Annotated in this window: 21 protein-coding genes and 1 riboswitch; of the genes, 9 read left to right on the forward strand and 12 right to left on the reverse strand. The window is 59.8% G+C overall.

Annotated features, from left to right (window positions below; genetic code table 11):
• Positions 1-10: 10 nt before the first annotated feature.
• Both SWE17_RS13180 and SWE17_RS13185 read left to right on the forward strand, forming a co-directional pair.
• The gene (locus SWE17_RS13180) at positions 11-1390 is read left to right on the forward strand and encodes an HlyD family type I secretion periplasmic adaptor subunit (RefSeq protein WP_322993550.1); all 1380 of its coding nucleotides are present in this window, start codon (positions 11-13) and stop codon (positions 1388-1390) included.
• Positions 1390-2751, forward strand: a complete 1362-nt coding sequence (locus tag SWE17_RS13185) for a TolC family outer membrane protein (RefSeq protein ID WP_322993551.1) — start codon at positions 1390-1392, stop codon at positions 2749-2751. The genes SWE17_RS13180 and SWE17_RS13185 overlap by 1 nt, the downstream gene beginning before the upstream one ends.
• A gap of 65 nt (positions 2752-2816) precedes the next feature.
• On the opposite strand, the gene SWE17_RS13190 is transcribed toward SWE17_RS13185, so the two are convergent.
• The 4 genes from SWE17_RS13190 to SWE17_RS13205 all read right to left on the reverse strand — a co-directional run bounded on the left by SWE17_RS13190 (position 2817) and on the right by SWE17_RS13205 (position 7267).
• A complete protein-coding gene (locus SWE17_RS13190) occupies positions 2817-3614 on the reverse strand; it encodes an HAD-IIB family hydrolase (protein ID WP_322993552.1) in 798 nt (265 codons plus the stop codon).
• Positions 3615-3777: 163 nt separating this feature from the next.
• A complete protein-coding gene (locus tag SWE17_RS13195; protein WP_322993553.1) occupies positions 3778-5406 on the reverse strand; it encodes a peptide chain release factor 3 in 1629 nt (542 codons plus the stop codon).
• Positions 5407-5539: 133 nt separating this feature from the next.
• Complete coding sequence (locus tag SWE17_RS13200) at positions 5540-6289, reverse strand: flagellar motor protein MotB (protein ID WP_322993554.1); 750 nt, start codon at positions 6287-6289, stop codon at positions 5540-5542.
• A 6-nt stretch (positions 6290-6295) separates the two neighbouring features.
• Positions 6296-7267, reverse strand: coding sequence for a hypothetical protein (locus SWE17_RS13205; RefSeq protein ID WP_322993555.1), 972 nt, complete (start codon positions 7265-7267; stop codon positions 6296-6298).
• Between the two features lie 120 nt (positions 7268-7387).
• Positions 7388-7485: riboswitch (S-adenosyl-L-homocysteine riboswitch) on the forward strand.
• A gap of 80 nt (positions 7486-7565) precedes the next feature.
• Between SWE17_RS13205 and ahcY the strand changes: the two genes are divergently transcribed.
• The 3 genes from ahcY to metF all read left to right on the forward strand — a co-directional run bounded on the left by ahcY (position 7566) and on the right by metF (position 10787).
• The gene (gene ahcY / locus SWE17_RS13210) at positions 7566-8999 is read left to right on the forward strand and encodes an adenosylhomocysteinase (protein WP_322993556.1); all 1434 of its coding nucleotides are present in this window, start codon (positions 7566-7568) and stop codon (positions 8997-8999) included.
• Between the two features lie 87 nt (positions 9000-9086).
• On the forward strand, positions 9087-9935 hold the full coding sequence (locus SWE17_RS13215) for a TlyA family RNA methyltransferase (protein ID WP_322993557.1): 849 nt from the start codon (positions 9087-9089) through the stop codon (positions 9933-9935).
• A gap of 18 nt (positions 9936-9953) precedes the next feature.
• Complete coding sequence (metF, locus tag SWE17_RS13220) at positions 9954-10787, forward strand: methylenetetrahydrofolate reductase [NAD(P)H] (RefSeq protein WP_322993558.1); 834 nt, start codon at positions 9954-9956, stop codon at positions 10785-10787.
• A gap of 170 nt (positions 10788-10957) precedes the next feature.
• Here the strand turns inward: metF and paaE are convergent, their stop codons facing one another.
• From paaE to SWE17_RS13250, 6 genes are all read right to left on the reverse strand, one after another.
• Positions 10958-12061: a 1,2-phenylacetyl-CoA epoxidase subunit PaaE gene (gene paaE, locus SWE17_RS13225; RefSeq protein WP_322993559.1), complete on the reverse strand. Its 1104-nt coding sequence runs from the start codon at positions 12059-12061 to the stop codon at positions 10958-10960.
• A gap of 24 nt (positions 12062-12085) precedes the next feature.
• Positions 12086-12634 carry a 1,2-phenylacetyl-CoA epoxidase subunit PaaD gene (gene paaD / locus SWE17_RS13230; RefSeq protein WP_322993560.1) on the reverse strand — a complete coding sequence of 183 codons (549 nt, stop codon included), beginning with the start codon at positions 12632-12634 and terminating at the stop codon, positions 12086-12088.
• A 9-nt stretch (positions 12635-12643) separates the two neighbouring features.
• Positions 12644-13426 (reverse strand): 1,2-phenylacetyl-CoA epoxidase subunit PaaC, encoded by a 783-nt coding sequence (gene paaC, locus SWE17_RS13235; RefSeq protein WP_322993561.1) that lies wholly within the window; start codon positions 13424-13426, stop codon positions 12644-12646.
• A gap of 18 nt (positions 13427-13444) precedes the next feature.
• Positions 13445-13753: a 1,2-phenylacetyl-CoA epoxidase subunit PaaB gene (gene paaB, locus SWE17_RS13240; RefSeq protein WP_322993562.1), complete on the reverse strand. Its 309-nt coding sequence runs from the start codon at positions 13751-13753 to the stop codon at positions 13445-13447.
• Positions 13750-14781, reverse strand: a complete 1032-nt coding sequence (gene paaA, locus SWE17_RS13245) for a 1,2-phenylacetyl-CoA epoxidase subunit PaaA (RefSeq protein WP_322993563.1) — start codon at positions 14779-14781, stop codon at positions 13750-13752. Before paaA ends, paaB begins: the two co-directional genes overlap by 4 nt.
• A gap of 136 nt (positions 14782-14917) precedes the next feature.
• The gene (locus SWE17_RS13250; RefSeq protein ID WP_322993564.1) at positions 14918-15805 is read right to left on the reverse strand and encodes a 23S rRNA (adenine(2030)-N(6))-methyltransferase RlmJ; all 888 of its coding nucleotides are present in this window, start codon (positions 15803-15805) and stop codon (positions 14918-14920) included.
• A gap of 197 nt (positions 15806-16002) precedes the next feature.
• Between SWE17_RS13250 and rplM the strand changes: the two genes are divergently transcribed.
• The 3 genes from rplM (at position 16003) to erpA (ending at position 17391) form a co-directional block, all read left to right on the forward strand.
• Positions 16003-16434 (forward strand): 50S ribosomal protein L13, encoded by a 432-nt coding sequence (rplM, locus tag SWE17_RS13255; RefSeq protein ID WP_089953382.1) that lies wholly within the window; start codon positions 16003-16005, stop codon positions 16432-16434.
• Between the two features lie 11 nt (positions 16435-16445).
• Positions 16446-16838 carry a 30S ribosomal protein S9 gene (gene rpsI, locus SWE17_RS13260; protein WP_100119427.1) on the forward strand — a complete coding sequence of 131 codons (393 nt, stop codon included), beginning with the start codon at positions 16446-16448 and terminating at the stop codon, positions 16836-16838.
• Positions 16839-17025: 187 nt separating this feature from the next.
• Positions 17026-17391, forward strand: coding sequence for an iron-sulfur cluster insertion protein ErpA (gene erpA / locus SWE17_RS13265; RefSeq protein WP_100119426.1), 366 nt, complete (start codon positions 17026-17028; stop codon positions 17389-17391).
• 32 nt (positions 17392-17423) lie between these two features.
• Here the strand turns inward: erpA and SWE17_RS13270 are convergent, their stop codons facing one another.
• Entirely contained in the window at positions 17424-18563 is a 1140-nt protein-coding gene (locus SWE17_RS13270; protein WP_322993565.1) for an anhydro-N-acetylmuramic acid kinase, read from the reverse strand.
• Between the two features lie 94 nt (positions 18564-18657).
• Positions 18658-20124 (reverse strand): peptidoglycan DD-metalloendopeptidase family protein, encoded by a 1467-nt coding sequence (locus tag SWE17_RS13275; protein WP_322993566.1) that lies wholly within the window; start codon positions 20122-20124, stop codon positions 18658-18660.
• Between the two features lie 143 nt (positions 20125-20267).
• Between SWE17_RS13275 and tyrS the strand changes: the two genes are divergently transcribed.
• Entirely contained in the window at positions 20268-21500 is a 1233-nt protein-coding gene (gene tyrS / locus SWE17_RS13280) for a tyrosine--tRNA ligase (RefSeq protein ID WP_322993567.1), read from the forward strand.
• Positions 21501-21506: the final 6 nt, after the last annotated feature.

A 21506-nucleotide genomic window follows, 5' to 3' on the forward strand; every position in this document is an offset into this window, starting at 1 on the left:
GAGGACTGAAATGTCAAACCAAAAAATGTCTGCAGTGAGTCAATCGAATGTGGAAGACGCTCGCGTCAAAGCCGGTGGTGACGAGGGGGCCTTGTTGGCTTCCGCGGACACGCGCGGCATTGCCCGAAAAGCCTTGTGGGTCTTGGGCCTGGGCTTTGGTGGCTTTTTGTTGTGGGCGGCGTTGGCCCCCCTCGACGAAGGTGTGCCCACACAAGGCATGGTGACGATTGATACCAAGCGCAAGACCATTCAGCATTTGACGGGCGGTATCGTCAAAGAGGTGCTGGTACGCGAGGGCGATGTGGTCAAAGAAGGCCAAGTTTTGATGCGCTTGGACGAGGCAGTGACCAAGGCGAACTTTGAGTCGATTCGTCAGCGTTATTTGGGCTTGAGCGCGATGCAAAGCCGCTTGAAGGCCGAGCAAACCGGAGCCGCTAGCGTGGTGTTCCAGAAAGAAGTGTTGGACGCAGCCGCGGCCGACCCGTTCATGGCCCAGCAGGTGAACAACCAGCGCCAGTTGTTCGACTCGCGCCGTCAGGCTTTGAAGTCTGACCTCCAGGTGTTCCAAGAGTCGATCGAAGGCATGAAGGCGCAACGTGACGCCGCTCAAAACGTGCTGGCCCAGCGCCAACAACAATTGACACTGCTGAAGGAAGAGCTGAGCAATATCCGTGATTTGGTGAAAGACGGTTATGCGCCGCGCAACCGTCAGATGGAGTTGGAGCGCATGGTGGCCGATGTGCAGGCGAGCATGGCCGATCTGACGGGCGGCACGATCCGCGCGACACGCGCCATTGCCGAGACCACGCAGCGTTCGCTGTCGCGCCATGCCGAGTACCGCAAAGAGGTGGAGTCGCAGATGGCCGATGTGTCGCGCGAGGTGCAAGCCGATGCCGAGAAATTTGCCGCCCAAAAAGCCGATTTGCAGCGCGTGGACATCCGCTCTCTGGCTGCCGGTCAGGTGGTGGGCCTGTCGGTGCAGTCGGTGGGTGCAGTGGTGCAACCGGGTCAGCGCTTGATGGAAATCGTGCCGGAGAAGCAGGAACTGTTGCTGGAGACGCGCATTGCACCGCACTTGATCGACAAGGTGCATGCAGGACTGCAGGCCGACATTCGCTTCAACGCGTTTGCGCACTCGCCCCAGTTGGTGGTGCAGGGCAAGGTGTTGTCGGTGTCGGGTGATTTGTTGACCGACCCTCAGAACCCCCAAATCGCTTACTTTTTGGCACGACTGGAAGTGACGCCTGAAGGTTTGAAGACCTTGGGGTCGCGCCAAATGCAGGCAGGTATGCCAGCCGAGGTGGTGATCAAGACGGGTGAGCGCTCGATGTTGACGTATTTGCTCAGCCCGCTGACCAAGCGCATGGCTGGCTCGATGAAGGAAGAGTGATGAAGTCCCGCTTTCGCAAAACAGGCCTGGCTTTGGCCACTTGCCTTGTCACTGGTTTGGTGACCGGACTGACTGCTGTGTCGGCCCACAGCATGAACCTGCTTGAGGCCTACCAACTGGCCTTGGACCAGGACGCGACGATCCGTGCTTCGCGGGCCACTTTGGCCGTTGGGCGTGAGCGTTTGCCCCAGGCGCGTGCGCAGTTGCTGCCCACGGTGCAGGCCAATTTCAGCCGCAACACCAACGATGTGGACACCACCACGCCCAACTTTTTGGGTCAGGACACCACGACCAACAGCAACTACAAGAGCTTTGGCAACACGGTGTCGCTGCGCCAGCCCTTGTTCAGTTTGCAGCGTTACTTTCAGTACGAGCAGGCCAAAGACCAAGTGGCCGATGCCGAAGCCACGCACCAGCGTGATTTGCAAGAACTGATCGTGCGGGTGGGCGGCGCCTATATGGAGGCTTTGTTGACCGAAGACCAGCTGAAGTTGGTGTTGGCGCAAAAGCAGCAGTACACCGCCTTGGTGGACGCCACCCAAAAAGCCCTGAAGGCCGGCACGGGTACACGCACCGACATTGACGACGCCCAAGCCCGTTTGGACATGTCTTTGGCAGCCGAGCTGGAAGCAAGGCAAAACAAGGACTTCACGCGCAGGCAGCTGGAGATTTTGGTGAACCAACCCGTCAGCGCCATGTCGGCCTTGAATTTGACGGGTTTTGCCAATCTGCCAGCAGAGCTGCCGCCGCTGGAGGCTTGGTTGGCCCAAGCGCAGTCGGATGGCCCAGAGGTCTTGGCTTTGCAAGCGCGACTGGCTGCGGCAGAGAAAGAAATTTCCAAAGCGAAATCTGCCCATGCGCCGGTGCTCGATGGCATTGCGCAGTGGAGCGACAGCGGCAACGAGAACGTGACGCGCCAGAATTCCCGCTTCGTGACCAAGTCGGTGGGCATCCAGTTGGTGGTGCCAATTTACCAAGGCGGCTATGTGAGCTCGCAGGTGCGTCAGGCAGTGGCCGACAAGACCCGTTTTGAAGAAGCGTTGGAGGTCACGCGGCGAGATCTGAATTTGCGCGTGCACAAGGAGTACCGGGGCGTGACCGAGGGCGTCTTGAAGGTGCGTGCGCTGGAGCAGGCCGTGCGCTCCGCCGAGCAGTTGGTGATGTCGACAAACAAGTCCAAACTCGCCGGGGTGCGGACGATGCTGGATGTGCTCAATGCTGAGCAACAGCTGGCGCAGGTTAAACGCGATTTGGTGCAAGCGCGTTATTTGTATTTGATGGCGCGTTTGCGCTTGGCCGCTTTGGTGGGCAAACCACCTTTGGAGGCGATCACCGAGGTGGCGCAGGCGTTCAAGCCCTAACACTGTGGCAGCATCATTTGAAACCCTCTGCGCCGATCAGGTGCAGGGGGTTTTTCTTTGTGCGCTCATGGCTGGCTGGATGGCCTGTTGTGCAGCAGGTGTTGCGTGACTTCGGCAAAGCCCGCACCCCGCTCGCTGGGGGTGATGAAGCGCGGTGGGTGCGTCAGCTGCGATTCAAATCGCCGGATGTTGGCCACGCCCACGCTTTGTGCAAAGTGCTCGAACATGACCTGGTCGTTGGTGGAGTCGCCCACATAGACCCAGCGGTCCATCTCTGACTGCAGGTCGCGGCCCCAGAGTTTCTGAACGATCCATCGCGCCCCTGAGAGCTTGCTGTGCTCGCCAAACCAGGCGTTGATGTGGATGCTGCTGACCGTGGCGGTCATGCCCGCGGCTTGCACGGTGCTCACCACCGCATCGATGGCTGTTTGAGGCAGGTGCGTGAATTCGCTGTGGTCGATGGCGATGTCGGTTTCGCGGCCTGCGCTGTCTTGTGAGCGCTTGGCACCGGGAATGGTCTGCTCGATGCGGGTCAGCACTTGCTGCATGCGCTCAAAGTTGGCTGCGCGTGTAGCCGCGTCTTGTTGGTAGAGCTTGTGTAGTGGCTGGCCGTCGGTGTTCACCAATGCTACCGCGCCGTTTTCGGCCACGATGGCGTCGACTGGCCATTGCGCTGCAAAGGGTTCGCTCCAGCCCACAGGCCGCCCGGTGATCGGCACCACGCACAGGCCTGCGGCTTTGAGGTCGGCCAGTGCTTGCAAGGCATCGGGCGTGATGGCCCCGTCGGTGGTCAAGGTGTCATCGATGTCGGTGAAAACGCCGATGAGGCCTTGCGGCGGACGCCAGTCTGAAATCGGCAGCATCAAAACCCCTTGTAGAAGCCCCGCCCTCGGGGCAAATGTGGTGATCTATTTGTAGGAGCCCCGCCCTCGGGGCGATGGGTGGTGGATGGCGAGGATTCATCGCGGCGAGGGCGCCGCTCCCACATGTGCTTAATTGGGGTCAGATCCCAATTCTTTTGGCCGCTTATCCTGCCGAGCCCAGCGCCAAACCGGCGTGCTCGCGCAGCGGATGGAAGTGGATTTTGGGGAAGCGCTCTTGCGCCAGCCGCACGTCGTAGGGGCTGGTGCACAAATACGCCAAGGTGCCTGCCGCGTCCAGCGACATGCGCTGCGGGTAGGCGTTGGTGAACTCGCGCAGCTCGGCCGGGGTGTCGGCGGTGATCCAGCGGGCGCCGGTGTACTGGCAGCCTTCGAGGCGCACGTCGCAGTCGTATTCGGCTTTGAGGCGGTGCTGCACCACTTCAAACTGCAGCTGACCCACCGCGCCCAGCAGCATGGGGCCGCCGATTTCGGGTTTGAAGACCTGGATCGCGCCCTCCTCGCCCAACTGGTCGAGGCCGGTTTGCAGTTGCTTGGTGCGCAGCGGGTTCTTCAGGATCACGGTCATGAAGAGTTCGGGCGCAAAAAACGGCAGGCCGGTGAATTGCAGGTTGGCGCCGTCGGTGATGGTGTCGCCCAGCTGCACGCCGCCGTGGGTGGTGAAGCCGATGATGTCGCCCGCGTAGGCTTCGTCCACCGCTTCTCGCCGTTGCGAGAGGAAGGTGACCACGCTGGTGGGGCGCAGTTCCTTGGAGGTGCGCTGCACCTTGAGCTTCATGCCGGGTGTGTATTTGCCAGAGGCCATGCGCACGAAGGCAATGCGGTCGCGGTGGTTGGCGTCCATATTGGCCTGCACTTTGAAAACCACGCCCGAGAACGCGCTGTCTTCGGGTTGGATCTCTTTGACCACGGGCTGTTTGTTGACCAGCAAGTTGCTGGTGCGGGGCTTGGGTGCGGGGGCCAGGTCGACCAGTGCGTCGAGCACTTCCATCACACCGAAGTTGTTCACGCCGGAGCCGAAGAAAACAGGCGTTTGCTTGCCCGCCAAGAACGCCGCTTCATCAAACGCAGGCGATGCGCCTGTGGCCAGCTCCATGCTGTCCATGGCGGTTTGCCATTCGAGGCCAAAACGCTCGGCCAGTTGGGCTTGCTCGGTCAGGGGAATGGTTTCGAAGTCTTGCGGCAGGCGTTCGCTGCCGGAGTCGAACACCGTCATGGCCTGAGTGCGCAGGTTGATGATGCCGCCAAAACTCTTGCCCTGACCGACAGGCCAAGTCATGGGCACGCAGGGCATGCCCAGCTCGCGCTCGACTTCGTCCAGGATGTCGAGCGGGTCGCGCACTTCGCGGTCCATCTTGTTCACAAACGTGATGATGGGTGTGTCGCGCTGTCGGCACACCTCGATCAGGCGGCGGGTCTGGGCTTCCACACCGTTGGCCGCGTCAATGACCATGAGCGCCGAGTCCACGGCGGTGAGCACGCGGTAGGTGTCTTCCGAGAAGTCTTTGTGGCCGGGGGTGTCGAGCAGGTTGATGACGTGCTCGCGGTAGAGCATTTGCATGACGGACGAGGCCACCGAGATGCCGCGTTGCTTTTCAATTTCCATCCAGTCACTGGTGGCGTGGCGCGAGGCCTTGCGGGCCTTGACCGAACCGGCGATCTGGATCGCGCCCGAGAACAGCAAGAGCTTTTCGGTCAGCGTGGTTTTACCCGCGTCGGGGTGCGAAATGATGGCAAAAGTCCGGCGGCGCCGGGTTTCGTGGGCGTAGGTCACAAGGGGTCCTGAAATCGTGCGGTCGGCCAAGGGCCGCCGTGGTGGCCAGGCCCGGGCGGGCTGGCGAAAGTGGTGATTTTACCGGGCCAAGTGCACTCTGGACCTGGCGCTTCGGTGCTGGCTCAGTGCTGGGTTAGCGTTTGGCCACGGGGCATTTGGCGTCGTCGTCCCACGGCAAGGGTTGGATGTCGTCGGCATCGCAGTTGGGCGTGTCGGCTTCGCAGCGGGGGCGCAGCTCTTTGAACTCCAGACGCAGCTCCACCCGTCGGCTTTTTTCGGGCTGGTTCAAGATGGCCGAGTTGAAGGACGAGCCGCCGACAAAAAATTGCTCGCGGATGGCCTGGCGGTCTTCTGCGTTCAGGGCGTCGGCCGCTTTGTTGTCGAGCAGCACGCACAGCACGCGCTGCGAACGTTCTAGGCTCAGGTTGAGGTTGTAGAGGTAGGAGCCCTCGGGGCTGGCATAGCCTTCGAGCACAAAGCGTTTGAGCCAGTTTTGGCATTCGGGGGTGCGGGCGATTTGCAGCATGTGGGGCACAAAACCACGCAAGTAACTCGCGCGTTGGGCTTCGAGCTCGTTGCTGTCTTTGGGGAATTCGGCCAGGGACCCGAGCTCCAGCGTTTGGCCGCGCAGTTTCACGCCGGGGTATTGGGTTTGTTCGGTGATGTGCCGAATGCTCTCTAGACAAGACGAGATGGCGGTGTCGCGCTGGGCCCGGCCTTCGTCCATTTTGCGCAGGCCTTGTGTGACGTTGAGCAGGGCCACCGCCATGGCCACCAAAAAAAGCACCATCAGCGCAGTCATGAGGTCGGAGAACGAGATCCAGAAGGGTTTTTCTGCCTCGTCGCGTTGCCTTTTGACAGGCGTTCTTCGGGAGCCGAGCATCGGGGTTCAGCGCTGCGGTGAACCGGTGGCAGAGCTGCGCAGCTGGTTCAAGATTTTGTAGGACAGCGCGGCTTGCATCTCGGTGGCCAGTGTCAGGCGCTCCACCGACTGCATGCCGCCTTGGGGCGTGAACAGGGTGTCGAGCGCTTGCTGCAGTTCTTCGACTTGGCGGTAACGGCCCGTGAGGACCGACTTTTCGATCCAGGTGAACACCATGGCCAAGGTGATGGCCAAGGCCGACACCAAAAAGGCATGGCCCACGGTTTGCACCAGTTGGCTCAACTCGGCCTGCACGCGTTCGGGGTAGGACACGTCAAAACCGATCAGCCCGGCAATCAGGCCCGTGAAGGTGCCAATGATGCCCACGCCAGTCAGGATGCCGGGGATGTGTTTGTAGAAGTTCGATTGCAAAGGCGTGTCGACCAAGGCTTGCTCGGTGAAATACAAATCGGCGTGGCTGCTGGCCTGCCATTTGCCGGCCATGGTGGCCGCTGACGCTTCGAGTTGCTGCAATGATTCCAGGGCTTGGCTGTACTCGCGCCAGACCTGGGCCAGCTGAGGATCGTTCTCGGCCAACTGTTCGATGTTGGATAAGTCAATGCGGCCACCACCGGTGGTCTGCCCCATGTGCCCGAAAAAAGCCCGCGACAAATGGCTGACGCGCTGTCGCGCCGCTCCCAATGGTCCGGCATCGGCGGCTTGCCACTGCGGCTGCAGCGTGCTGGCGTACTGCTGCCAAGCGTGCTGCAGCGGGGGGGAGGTCATGACCTCACTTTTGAGCTGGGCCAGGTCGATGGACTGCGAGGGGCTTTGCGCGATCAGCTCGATGAGCTGGGCATGGACACGGTTCAGGCTGGTTTTGAGCGTCAGCGCAGGGCCAATGAAGCGGTTGGCGTAATCCAGCGCGATGAGGCCGATCACGGCGGCCACCAGGCACAAATGCCAGTAGTCGGTCAAGAAGGGCATCAGTGGGGGCATGGTGCAGGCAGTGTGAAGAGCATGGGCTCAGTCTAGCAAATAGAAGGGAATCAACCCTGCAGTCCAGGCGATCTTGTCGTCAAAGGCCGGCCGCGTTGAAAAGACTGCGATAGAATTGGCCATTCCGAGGAGCGTTGCAGCGCCCCCTGGCTTTGAACAAAAGCTGGCAGCGGGGCGTGAGGCTCGGAACACTTCAACAGCAACGACGCTCATCCACACGACGTGCGGTGAGCCTGTTTTTCCCCTTCAGTGCTTTGCCCATGTGTGTGGTTCATTCACATTGCTTGGAGCTTTTCTCATGAATGCACGTATGCCTTCCACCGTCAACGCTGACTGCGTGATTGCCGACATCGGCCTGGCCGATTGGGGCCGCAAAGAAATCAAAATCGCCGAGACCGAAATGCCCGGTCTGATGGCCATCCGTGAAGAGTTCAACAAAGCCCAGCCTCTGAAGGGCGCCCGCATTACCGGCTCGCTGCACATGACCATTCAGACGGCCGTGCTGATCGAGACCCTGCAAGCCTTGGGCGCTGACGTGCGTTGGGCCTCTTGCAACATTTTCTCGACCCAAGACCACGCCGCTGCCGCCATTGCCGCCAAGGGCACGCCTGTGTTCGCCATCAAGGGCGAAACCTTGGCCGACTACTGGGACTACACCCACCGCATTTTTGACTTCGGCGCGGCAGGCACACCCGGCGAAGGCCCCAACATGATCTTGGACGATGGCGGCGACGCCACGCTGCTGATGCACCTGGGCAAGCGCGCCGAAAAAGACGCGTCTTTGATTGCCAACCCCACCAGCGAAGAAGAGACCTGCCTGTTCAACGCCATCAAGGCCAAGCTGGCTGTGGACCCCACCTGGTACAGCCGCAAGGGTGCGCAGATCATTGGCGTGACCGAAGAGACCACCACCGGCGTGCTGCGCCTGAATGAGATGGCCGCCAAGGGCAGCTTGATGTTCCGCGCCATCAACGTGAACGACTCGGTGACCAAGAGCAAGTTTGACAACCTGTACGGTTGCCGCGAATCCTTGGTGGACTCCATCAAGCGCGCGACCGACGTGATGATCGCGGGCAAAGTGGCTTGCGTGGCCGGTTACGGCGACGTGGGCAAGGGCTCGGCCCAGGCCCTGCGTGCCTTGAGCGCCCAAGTCTGGGTGACCGAGATCGATCCGATCAACGCCTTGCAAGCTGCCATGGAAGGCTACAAAGTGGTCACCATGGAGTACGCCGCTGACAAGTGCGACATCTTCGTGTCGGCCACCGGCAACAAGAACGTTATCCGCTACGAGCACATGGCCGCCATGAAAGACGAAGCCATCGTTTGCAACATCGGCCACTTCGACAACGAGATCGACGTTGCTTCGCTGGAAAAGCTGCAGTGGGACGAGATCAAGCCGCAAGTCGACCACGTCATCTTCCCCGATGGCAAGAAGATCACCTTGCTGGCCAAAGGCCGCCTGGTGAACCTGGGTTGCGCCACCGGCCACCCAAGCTTCGTGATGTCGTCTTCGTTTGCCAACCAGACCATTGCGCAGATCGAGCTGTTCACCAAGCAAGACCAGTACGAAGCCGGCAAGGTGTATGTGTTGCCCAAGCACCTCGATGAGAAGGTCGCACGTTTGCACCTGAAGAAAGTTGGCGCTCAGCTGACCGAACTCACCGACGAGCAAGCGGCTTACATCGGCGTGTCCAAGAACGGTCCCTACAAGGCCAACACTTACCGTTATTGAACCCAATCGCCCCGGGGGCGGGGCTCCTACAAATTCCTTGTGGGAGCGACGCCCCTGTCGCGATTTTTGAACTGAAATGACTGATTGATGCGCATTGACCAACTTCTCGTCGAACGTGGCCTGGCCGCTTCTCGCTCACAAGCCCAGCGACTGATTGCTGGGGGCGTGAAGTGGCAGCAGCCCGACGGGGCTTGGCGCACCGTCGTCAAGAACCGTGACGAGGTGCCCGAAAGCGCTGCCTTGGAGTTGTTGGACGACGCCGAGTCGCGTTATGTCTCGCGTGGCGGTCTCAAGCTCGAAGGGGCCTTGAAGGCCACGGGCGTGCAGGTGGATGGTCTACGTTGCCTGGACGTGGGTCAGAGCACCGGCGGTTTCACCGACTGCTTGCTGCAACACGGCGCGGCCGAAGTGGTGGGTGTGGATGTGGGCCACGCCCAGGTGCACCCGCGTATCAGCCAGGACGAGCGTGTGGTTTGCATCGAAGGTGTGAACGCCCGCGAGCTCGAGCCGGGTGACGAGCGCATCCCCGATGCGCTCGAAGGCTTTGACCTGCTGGTGGGCGATGTGTCGTTCATCTCGCTCACCCTGGTGCTTCCGGGTGTGGTGCATTTGCTCAAGCCCACGGGCCAGTTGCTCATGCTGGTGAAACCCCAGTTTGAATTGCAGCCGGGCCAGGTGGGCAAGGGCGGCATCGTGAAAGACGACACGCATTTCCCGTTCATTGAAAACCGCGTCCGCACGGCACTGACCGAATTGGGCATGAAAGTGATGGCTTGGCTGGACAGCCCGATTGCGGGTGGTGATGGCAACCACGAGTTTTTTGTACAAGCGTGCTGGTCCAACCCAGAGGCGGTGATGCCCGCCCGCGAGGCCACGCGCGTGGCACACGAGGCCGATCTGGCCGCCAAGGCCTATGCCAAGGCCAACGATTATTGAATTTTTGAAGGTGTTGTGATGTCTGGTTTGAAGCTGCCGATCAGCCTGGAATTTTTCCCACCCAAAACGCCTGAGGGCGCAGAGAAGCTGCGCGTGGTGCGCGAAAAGCTCTACGCCCTGAAGCCCGAGTTTTGCTCGGTGACTTACGGCGCGGGCGGCTCAACGCAAGAGGGCACTTTTTCGACCGTGAGTGCCATCCTGAGCGAGGGCGTTGCAGCTGCTTCGCACTTCTCGTGCATTGGCGCAACCAAGGTTTCTGTGCGCGAAGAGCTGGCCACACTCAAGGCCATGGGCGTCAAGCGCTTGGTCGCTCTTCGTGGCGACTTGCCCAGCGGCTATGGCGCGGGTGGTGAGTTCCATTACGCCAGCGATTTGGTGGCTTTTATTCGGGCCGAGACGGGCGACGACTTCCACATCGAAGTGGCGGCGTACCCTGAAATTCACCCACAAGCCAAGTCGCCCGAGGCCGACTTGCAAGCCTTTGCCACCAAGGTGAAGGCGGGGGCCAACTCGGCCATCACGCAATATTTCTACAACAGCGACGCTTATTTTCGTTTTGTGGATGACGCGTACAAACTGGGTGTGGACGTGCCCGTGGTGCCGGGCATCATGCCGATCTCCAGCTCGTCGCAGTTGCTGCGCTTTTCAGACGCGTGTGGGGCAGAAATCCCCCGTTGGATTCGCCTTCGCCTGCAAGGCTATGGGGATGACATCGCCTCGATCAAGGCGTTTGGCCTGGACGTGGTGTCGGACCTGTGTGAGCAGCTGATCAATGGTGGCGTGCCCGCCATTCACTTTTACACCATGAACCAGAGCGCGGCGACCTTGGACATTGTCGAGCGCTTGAAGTAATTTGGGGTCATCGCCCCGGGGGCGGGCTCCTGCAAACACCATGTGGGAGCGACGCCTTCGTTGTCAATTGGGGTTTGATCGCCCCGAGGGCGGGGCTCCTACAACAGAAGTTTGCCATCGTGGGTAAGTGACGTTTCTTTGTAGGAGCGGCGCCCCCGCCGCGATGGTCTTCAGCGCTCGTCGAAGCTGATCACCACCCGGTCGCTGGTGGGGCGGGCTTGGCAGGACAGGATGAAGCCTTGTTCGACTTCGGGCTTTTCGAGGGTGAAGTTCTTCTCCATCTCGGTGGTGCCTTCCATGACTTTGCAGCGGCAGGTGCAGCACACACCAGCTTTGCACGAGTAGGGCAGGTCCAGGCCCAGTGACAAAGCGATGTCGAGGATCTTCTCGTTCCGGTTCATCGGCATGTCATAAGGTTTGCCGTCCAGGACCACGGTCAGCTGCACCTCGCCTGCTTCGCGGGTGGCGGGGTGACCCAGCACCGCTTGGCTGCGCTGCTCTGGGCTGAGCGCGTCGAGCGTGGGGGAGCTGAAGCGTTCGGTGCGGATGCGCTCGGCTTTGACACCAGCCGTGAGCAGGGCCTGCTCGGTGGCTTCGATCATGGCTTCGGGGCCGCACACAAACACTTCGTCCATGCTGCCCACAGGCAAAAATGCGTCGATGATGGCCTGGACTTTGGCCGCGTCGATGCGGCCTTCGAGCAGAGGTACTTCTTGCGCTTGGCGCGAGAGCACATGGATCAAAGTCAGGCGCGAGGGATAGCGGTCTTTCAGGTCTTGTAGCGCTTCGTTGAACATCACGCTGTCCATGCGGCGGTTGCCATAGACCAGGGTGAACTTGGATTCGGGCTGGTCTTCGAGTGTGCTGGACAAAATGGACAGGATGGGCGTGATGCCCGAGCCAGCCGCAAAACCCACGCGGTGAATGGCGCGGGGGCGCTGCACCACGAAGCGCCCATCGGGTGGCATCACGCGCAGGGTGTCGCCGACTTTCAGTTGGCTGGCTGCCCAGTTGGAAAACACGCCGCCCTCAACAGGGCGAATGCCCACTTCGAGTACACCTTGTTTTTGCAGCTGGCTGCGGGCCGAGCTGATGGAGTAGCTGCGGCGCACATCCGCCCCATCGATGTCTGCACGCAAGGTCAAGAACTGGCCCGGTTGGAAGTCGAAACTGCCGCGCAGGTCGGCAGGCACACTCAGCGTGATCGCCACGGCACCGGCCGCTTCTGGGCTGATGCGTGAAATCTGAAGGTCATGAAAGCGGGGTGCGGACATGGTGCATGACTGCTGCAAGGCAGTTCAGTAAGGTTTGAAGTAATCGAAGGGCTCCATGCACGCCAGGCACCGGTAAAGGGCCTTGCAGGCAGTCGAGCCGAAGTGTGAGGTTTCGGTGGTGTTGGCCGAGCCGCATTGCGGGCAGTTCACCACCTCGGGCTTGGCACTGCGGGCTGCAAACTGCACCACGTTGGCTGCGCCAGAGGGGGCGCTGGCGCAGGCATGTGGCGGGGCAATGCCGTAGGCGCGCAGCTTGTCTTTGGCGGCCTCCGTCATCCAGTCCGTCGTCCACGCCGGGGCCAATTGCGTGACCACTTTGCCTTGCAGTCCGTTGGCTTGCAGCAGAGCTTTCACGTCGTCCTCGATAGCGCCCATGGCTGGGCAGCCGCTGTAGGTCGGGGTGATGACCACTTCCAGCCCATGAGGACCTTCACGCACGTCACGCAAGATGCCCAGCTCGCGCAGTGTGACGACCGGGATTTCCGGATCGGTCAGCTGCTCGAGCAGTGCCCAAGCGTGGGTCACATCGGCGGTGCGTTGGAGGGCAGTGGCAGGCAAAGCAGTGGAAACCATCGGCGTGAATTACCAGGTGGCTTGCGGGTGCGCGCGGGCCAAGCTTTGCATTTCTGCCAAAACAAAACCCAGGTGTTCTGAATGAACGCCTTGCTTGCCGGTGGGCACAAAGCCGCCAAGGGACGGGCGCTTGAGCGTGGCTTCTTGCAATGCGGCGTCCACGATCTGGTTCCAGTCGTTTTGCAGAGCCGCCATGTCGATGCCGGTGCCGTTCGCTTGAGCGGCCTGCTCTTGTGGGCTGGTGCTCCAGAATTCTTGGCAATAAGGCATCCACTGATCCACGGCTGTTTGCGCTTTGGCGTGCGATTCGTCGGTGCCGTCGCCCAGACGCACCAGCCAGTCGCGCGAGTGCCGCAGGTGGTAACGAACTTCTTTGAGGGACTTGGCGGCAATGGCGGCCAGTTGCGCGTCATTGGAGGCTTGCAATTGGTCCCACACCAGCACCATCAGGCTGCTGTACAAAAAGTTGCGCACGATGGTGGTGGCAAAGTCTCGGTCGCCTGCGGAGGTCGCTGCCATCAAGGGCATGTGCGGCAATTCACAGAGCGTGTAGTTTTTGAAGTCGGGCACATCGCGGAAGTACGCGAGCGTGTCTTCGGTGGCACCGTTGCCTAGCAGCTCGGCCGCGTGCTGGTAAAGCATGCGGGCTTGACCGATCAGGTCGAGGCTGTTGTTGGACAGCGCGATGTCCTCTTCGAGGATGGGGCCGTGGCCGCACCATTCGGCGTTGCGCTGACCGAGGATCAGCGCGTTGTCGGCCAGGTGCAAGAGATAGTCAATGGGAGCATTCATAGGGGCACTCATCGCCGCTCACATGTGTCCGACTTCGTCGGGGATTTGGTAAAAAGTGGGGTGGCGGTACACCTTGTCGCTGGCCGGATCGAAGAACTCGGGCTTGTCATTGGGCTCACTCGCCGAGATGCTGGCCGAGGGGACGACCCAGATGCTCACGCCTTCCTGGCGGCGGGTGTAGACATCGCGTGCCATTTGCAAGGCGTGCTCGGAATCTGAAGCGTGCAGGCTGCCGCAGTGTTTGTGCTCCAGGCCTTGCTTGGAGCGGACAAACACTTCCCACAGGGGCCATTCTTTCAATGCGGCGGTGTTGGCAGTGGTGTTCATGCGGCCTCCTTCATTTGGCGTGCTTGTTGTTTGCGGGCGTAGGCCAGAGCCGCTTCGCGCACCCAGGCGCCATCGTTCCAGGCCTTGACGCGTGCGCCCAAGCGTTCTTTGTTGCAAGGCCCGTTGCCGTTGACGGTGGCCCAGAACTCTTCCCAGTCGATCTGGCCGTAGTCGTGGGCTTGACGGGCTTCGTTCCATTTCAGGTCGGGGTCGGGCAAGGTCACGCCCAGCACCTTGGCTTGCGGCACGGTGGCGTCCACAAATTTCTGGCGAAGGTCGTCGTTGCTGATGCGCTTGATGCCCCAGCGCATGCCTTGTGCGCTGTTGGGGCTGTCGGCGTCTGGCGGGCCGAACATGGCCAAGCACTTCCACCACCAGCGGTTCACAGCGTCTTGCACCATGGCTTTTTGTTCGGCCGTGCCTTGCATCATCACCAGCAGGGCTTCGTAGCCTTGGCGCTGGTGAAAGCTTTCTTCCTTGCAGACGCGCACCATGGCGCGTGCATAGGGGCCATACGAGCAGCGGCACAAGGGCACTTGGTTCATGATGGCTGCGCCATCGACCAGCCAGCCGACCACGCCCACATCGGCCCAGTTGAGCGTGGGGTAGTTGAAGATGGAGCTGTATTTGGCTTTGCCGGTGTGCAGGGCTTCCAGCATTTGGTCGCGGCTGGTGCCCAAGGTCTCAGCGGCGCTGTACAGGTACAGGCCGTGACCGCCTTCGTCTTGCACTTTGGCGATCAGGATGGCTTTGCGCTTCAAGCTGGGGGCGCGGCTGATCCAGTTGCCTTCGGGCAGCATGCCGACGATTTCGCTGTGCGCATGCTGGCTGATTTGGCGCACCAGGGTTTTGCGGTAAGCCTCAGGCATCCATTCGCGGGGTTCGATGCGGCCGTCGGCGTCGATGCGGGCGTCAAATTGGGCTTGCAAAGCGGCGTCTTGCGCGCTCAGAGCTTTGGGCACCGCCTTCAGGCTGGCCGATTTGGTGTCCTCGGTTCCGTCCGGGACGCTGAAAGATTGCGTGTACATGGCAGGTCTCCTGCGCCAAACAGGATGGGATGATCTTGGCGCGGATGCCAGTATACCCATTAACCGACCGGGCGGTCGGTTAATTTCAATGCCCTGCGCTCAGGTATTTCCCTGATGCCCCATGCCCCTCAAAGCATCAAGACGATTCAACCGCCCAGTTTTTGCCGGACCCGCGCGCCAAAGCAGGCCCCACCATGTCCAGCGCTTTGCGGATCTGGTCTTTCAGGGTGAACGGTGGGTTGATGACAAACATGCCGCTGGCCACCAGGCCGCCTTCGTCGCCAGGGCCTCGGCCAATGGCCAGGGTGGCGTTGAGCCAAGGCTTTTGCGACTGGTTGGCCAAGGTGCGCAGGCGCTTGGGCAAGTCGTGCGCTTCCGGGCGCGGGATGATCGGGTACCAGACCAGATAAGTGCCCGTTGAAAAGCGTTTGAGGTATTCCTGAATCACGTTCGCCACCTTGGCGTAATCGGATTTGATCTCGTAGCTGGGGTCGATCAACACCATCGCCCGCTTGGAGCCGGTAGCCGAAGGCGGTGGCGGCAAGATCTTTTTGAGGGCTTCAAAGCCGTCTTCGCGGCTCACGGTCACTGTGCGTCCGGCTTCGAGTTGGGCGATGTTGGAGGTCAGCGACTTGCTGTCGGTCGGGTGCAATTCAAACAAGCGCAAGCGGTCACGCGAGGCGTGGCGCATCAGTTTGTGCATCAAAAAAGGCGAGCCGGGGTAAATCTTGGCTTGCCCGTTGGGGTTGAAGCTGGCGATCTGTTCCAAGTAGTCCTGCACCGGCTCGGGCAGGCTGTCGAGCTTTTCAGCGGCGGCTAAAAGCTTGAACAAACCGTCCTCGGCTTCGGCGCCTTTTTGGGAGTAATCGCCGTCCAGGCGGTACAAACCAGCCCCGGCGTGGGTGTCAATGAGGGTGATGCCGGCCTCTTTTTGCATGAGGTGGCGCATGGTGGCGAGCAAGGTGATGTGTTTGAGCACATCGGCATGGTTGCCCGCGTGAAAAGCGTGTCGATAACTGAACATGCCTTGATGGTAACCAATAACGCCCGCAAGTCCTTGATTTTTCGTATAATAGAAGGCTTCGCAGCGATTCAGTGGTCCCGCGGCGAAGACGCTGAGTGCCGCAAGGCATTGGCAAATTCCCACCTAAGAGGCTCCCAATAGAGGAGCACCGACCGTGGAAAAGGACCCGCCAAACCTTTCTTTTAAAGAGAAAACTCATGACAACAACTTTCAGCGCCAAACCCGCTGAGGTCGTGCACGAGTGGTTTGTGATTGACGCGACCGACAAGGTCCTCGGACGAGTAGCCAGCGAAGTTGCTCTCCGTTTGCGCGGCAAACACAAGGCCATTTACACGCCTCACGTCGACACCGGTGACTTCATCGTCATCATCAATGCTGCCCAGCTCAAAGTGACTGGCACCAAAACCATCGACAAAGTGTATTACCGTCACTCGGGCTATCCCGGCGGTATCACTGCAACCAACTTCCGCGACATGCAAGCCAAGCACCCTGGCCGCGCACTCGAGAAGGCTGTCAAGGGCATGCTGCCCAAGGGCCCACTCGGTTACGCCATGATCAAGAAACTCAAGGTGTATGGTGGCGCTGAGCACCCACACACCGCCCAACAGCCTAAAGTGCTGGACATCTAAGGAGCCTTGAGATGATTGGTGAATGGAACAATGGCACAGGCCGTCGCAAATCGAGCGTCGCCCGCGTGTTTCTGAAAAAAGGCACTGGCAAGATCACGGTCAACGGCAAGGACATCCAAGCCTACTTCGGCCGCGAAACTTCGATCATGATCGCCAAGCAACCCCTCATGTTGACCAACCATGCCGAAACTTTCGACATCATGATCAACGTGCATGGCGGTGGCGAATCCGGTCAAGCCGGTGCATCGCGCCACGGTATCACCCGCGCCCTGATTGACTACGACGCATCGCTCAAGCCCGTGCTGAGCCAAGCTGGTTTTGTCACTCGCGATGCTCGTGAAGTGGAACGTAAAAAGGTTGGCTTCCACTCAGCCCGCCGCCGCAAGCAGTTCTCCAAGCGTTAATCCGCTTTTTCTGCTTCGACAAAAAGCCGCTCGGTTCGCCGCAGCGGCTTTTTGCTGTCTGGTGTCCTGCTTGGGGCCTGATGCCGTGATGGGGCAAAGCCCATGTGAGCAGTAGCGTTACTGTGCCCAAGGGGTGTAATTCCCGACCAGCGCGCTATACTATTCAGCATTGAACCGGAGAAACACCATGAGCGCTCTTGCTGAAAATATCCAGACCGAAATGCCTGCCCCGATTGTCTTCACCGACAGCGCGGCCGCCAAAGTCGCCGACCTGATCGCCGAAGAAGGCAACCCCGATTTGAAGCTGCGCGTGTTTGTGCAAGGTGGCGGTTGCTCAGGCTTCCAATACGGCTTCACCTTCGATGAAATCACCAACGAAGACGACACCACCATGAGCAAAAACGGCGTGTCTTTGCTGATCGATGCCATGAGCTACCAGTACCTGATTGGTGCCGAGATCGACTACAAGGAAGACTTGCAAGGCGCTCAGTTCGTGATCAAAAACCCGAACGCCACCTCGACCTGCGGCTGCGGTTCTTCTTTCTCGACCTGATGGTTTGAGCGGCGAGCGCAGCTCGCCACACATCAACGGGGGTAAATGGCCCCCAAGACACGGGCGCCTCTGGCGCCCGTGACGCTTGGCAAGCTCGATGTTTCACGCCGCAGGTTTTTGGCGGCCAGCCAGGCAAAGGCGGCGGCCTCCACTTGCAAAGGGGGCAAGCCCCGCAATTCGCTGCTGACCACTTGCACCCCAGGCAGGTGCTGGGCCAAGCGCTGCATGAGTTGCCCATTCAAAGCCCCACCCCCACACACAATCAGCTCTTGTGCAGCGGGTGCATGGCGCTTCACATCGTTGGCGCAAGCCAAAGCTGTGAATTCGGTCAAGGTGGCCTGCACGTCTTGAGGCTGCGGGGTGTCTGAGGGTAGCCGTGTTTGAAGCCAAGACGGGTTGAAAAGATCGCGCCCTGTACTTTTGGGGGGCAATCGCTGCAAAAAGGCTTCAGCCTTCAGGGTCGTTAACAAATCGGGGATGACGCGTCCTGTTGCCGACCAAGTGCCGTTGTCGTCATAGGGTGCGCCGGTGTGGGCGCTGCACCAATGGTCCATGAGGGCGTTGCCAGGGCCGCAGTCCCAGCCGAGAACAGAACCATCTGGGTGAAGCACGCTGAGGTTGGAGATGCCGCCGATGTTGAGCACCGCCACACAAGACGCTGGGCGTCCAAAAACACCTTGATGAAAGGCGGGCACCAAGGGTGCTCCTTGGCCACCCGCTGCCAGATCGCGGTTGCGAAAATCGGCCACCACATCGATGCCTGTCAACTCAGCCAACAAGGAGGGGTTGATCAGTTGCAGCGTATAGCCGACCGGTGCACGTTCTAGGGTCGCATTGCCATCGAATTCCAATGGGCGGTGCCGCACAGTTTGACCATGGGCCCCAATGGCCGCAATGTCTTGGGGCTGAAGGCCACTGGAGGACAGCAATTGGTGGACAACGTTGGCGTAATGGCGTGCGATTTGGTTGCCCGCCAAGGCACTGCGGTGCAACTCATTCGGACCGCTTTGGTTGAGCGCCATCAGCTCGGCTTTGAAGGGTGCGTCGAAAGCCGTGAAGGCGTGCGACTGAACGGCTAACTGCCCTTGAGGGTTGATGCATGCCAGCACGCCGTCCACACCGTCCAAAGAGGTGCCAGACATCAGGCCAATGAAGTTTTCGGATGTGGGCATGTGTGGCAAGGCGCTAAGGCTTGGTAGGGGTCCAGTTGGGCGCATTGACGGCGGCAGACCGTGCATCAAAAAAGGGCCTTGCGGCCCTTGTGCATCACTGAACGTTGCCTTCTCGCATCTGAGCAGCCGCCTGAAGCTGTGAACGGGCTTGTGCTGCAACCGTTTTGAACCGTGTCATGGCGGATGGGCTGAGCGGCACGCTTTGCGCTTGCTGAATCACTTTTTGAGGGTCCACGTGGGTGCCGTTGACACGGAACTCAAAATGCAGGTGAGGGCCTGTGGACCAGCCTGTGGAGCCAACCGCGCCAATGGTTTGCCCTTTTTGGACCGACTGGCCTTTGCGAACCTGAATGCGGCTGAGGTGGGCGTAAACAGTGGAGTGGTTGTTGCCGTGGCGCACGATGACCACATTGCCAAAGCCGCCTTGCACGCCAGCAAATTCAACCACACCATCACCCACGGTTTGAGCGGGGGTGCCTGTGGGTGCCGCGTAATCCACGCCCAAGTGGGCTTTCATGGTCTGGAAAATGGGGTGCAAGCGCATGGCAAAACCACTGGTTTTGCGTGAGAAAGCGACAGGAGAAGCCAAATAGGTACGGCTGAGGGTTTTGCCGTCCAAGCTGTAGTAGTTGCCTTTTTGACCCGGCTCTTGGTGCCAAACGGCTTCGTAGGTCTTGTTGCCGTTGTTGAACTCTGCCGTCAAAACACGGCCAGTGCGAATGGGCTCTCCATCGGCTTCCAAGACTTCGTAAACCACAGCAAAGCGAGCGCCTTTGCGCAAAGTGCGGTGGAAATCGATTTGGTTGGAGAAGATTTGGGTCAGCTGGCCCACGATGGCATCGGGCAAACGGGCTTCGTCGGCTGCGTCATACAGTGAGCTGGCCACAGTGCCGCCTGTCATGCGCAGGCTGGTGTTCATGGGCGAAGTTTCCAAAACCGCTTGGAGACCTGAGTTCGTGCGCTTGATGGCCAAGCGTTGGAAGAACGTATCGCTTTCGTTGTTGAGCCAACGCACATGCAACTGGCTTAGGCGCTCTTGGCTGTCCGCTTCGGCTACAACCGAACGGCCTGCTTGTTTGAGGGCCTGTTTGGCCAAGGGGTTCTTGCGCAAGAAGGCCGCAGCATCAGGGTCCACCATGCCCAGACGGCGCAGCAGGCTCTCTGGGGTGTCCGAGGAGCGTGTGCTGTCTGTCCGCGTCAGGCGCATGGTCAGCAAATCGAGCGCTTGCGCCTGGACTTGTAGAGACGGCGATTCCACAGGAACAGTGACCGTGACCACGGGCTGGTCGGAAATGTCGGGGCCTAAATTGGCAATGGCGAATGCACCGCCGCCGCCAGCAAGCAGAACCGAGGCCAGAGTAGCACTGATGGTTTTGGGGTGACGCTTGAGCCAGCGGGTGCACAACTGAAGAGCCGATGTCAGCTGGGGGTGCTGACCATCCAGCCAAGCGAGCAAACGTTGAGTGCCCAGCAACACCGCGCCGAGCGCGGCTGTGCACAGGAACAAAAAGCCGACTAACAAAGACACCAGACGGGTCTGGATGGAGACGAAAAATGACATCAATTTGATGGGTGTTTCGTGGCAAGTTCTCAGTTTGAGAGCCTGGCACGATGTTCACAGTCAAGGCACCCCTAAAATGGGCGACTTGGGAATATCGGACCATTGTACTGGTCTATGGCCATTTGACTTTAGAAAAAACCCTTATGAATCAAGCGCTTGTTACAAAATTTCCTGTGACGGACAAGACCCTGGAGGCGATGGAGGTCACTTTGCGGGGGTGCGATGAGCTGATTCCCAAGGAAGATTGGTTACAAAAGCTCGCCAAATCCGAGGCCACAGGGGTACCTTTGCGCATCAAACTCGGCCTGGATCCGACTGCGCCCGACATCCACATCGGTCACACGGTGGTGCTGAACAAGATGCGCCAGTTGCAGGATTTGGGGCACCAGGTCATCTTTTTGATCGGTGACTTCACCAGTTTGATCGGCGACCCATCAGGCCGCAACAGCACCCGCCCGCCATTGACGCCTGAGCAAATCAAGCTCAACGCCGAGACTTATTACAAGCAGGCCAGTTTGGTGCTCGACCCAGCCAAAACCGAGATTCGTTACAACAGCGAGTGGAGTTTGCCCCTGGGCTCCATGGGCATGATCCAGTTGGCCGCCAAGTACACCGTGGCCCGCATGATGGAGCGCAATGACTTTCATGACCGGTTCAAGGCGGGTACGCCCATCAGCGTGCACGAGTTTTTGTATCCGCTGATGCAGGGCTATGACTCGGTGGCCCTCAAGTCCGACCTGGAGTTGGGCGGCACCGACCAAAAGTTCAACCTGTTGATGGGCCGTCACCTGCAAGCCGAATATGGGCAAGAGCAGCAATGCATCTTGACCATGCCCTTGCTCGAAGGGCTGGATGGCGTGGACAAAATGTCCAAGTCCAAGAACAACTACATCGGCATTGCCGAAGAACCCAACACCATGTTTGCCAAGGTGCTGAGCATTTCCGACGTGTTGATGTGGCGTTGGTACACCTTGCTGTCCTTCAAGTCCATGGCCGAGATCGAGGCGCTCAAAAAAGAAGTGGAAGGCGGGCGCAACCCGAAAGACGCCAAGGTCATGCTGGCCAAGGAAATCACCGCACGTTTTCACAGCGCAGCCGCTGCCGATACCGCGGAGCAGGATTTCATCAACCGCAGCAAGGGCGGCGTGCCAGATGACATCCCTGAGGTGTCTTTGTCGGGCGCTCCGCTGGGCATCGGCGCCTTGCTCAAATCGGCTGGTTTGGCCCCTTCGACCACAGAAGCTGGGCGTTTGGTGGACGGCGGCGGTGTGCGTGTGGACTCCAGTGTGGTCAGCGACAAGGGCTTGAAACTGGAAGCAGGCACTTACATCGTTCAGGTGGGCAAGCGTAAATTTGCCAAAGTGACGCTGTCTTGATAGGGG

It is taken from the genome of Limnohabitans sp. (genome assembly GCF_034680285.1).
Lineage (GTDB): Bacteria > Pseudomonadota > Gammaproteobacteria > Burkholderiales > Burkholderiaceae_C > Limnohabitans_A.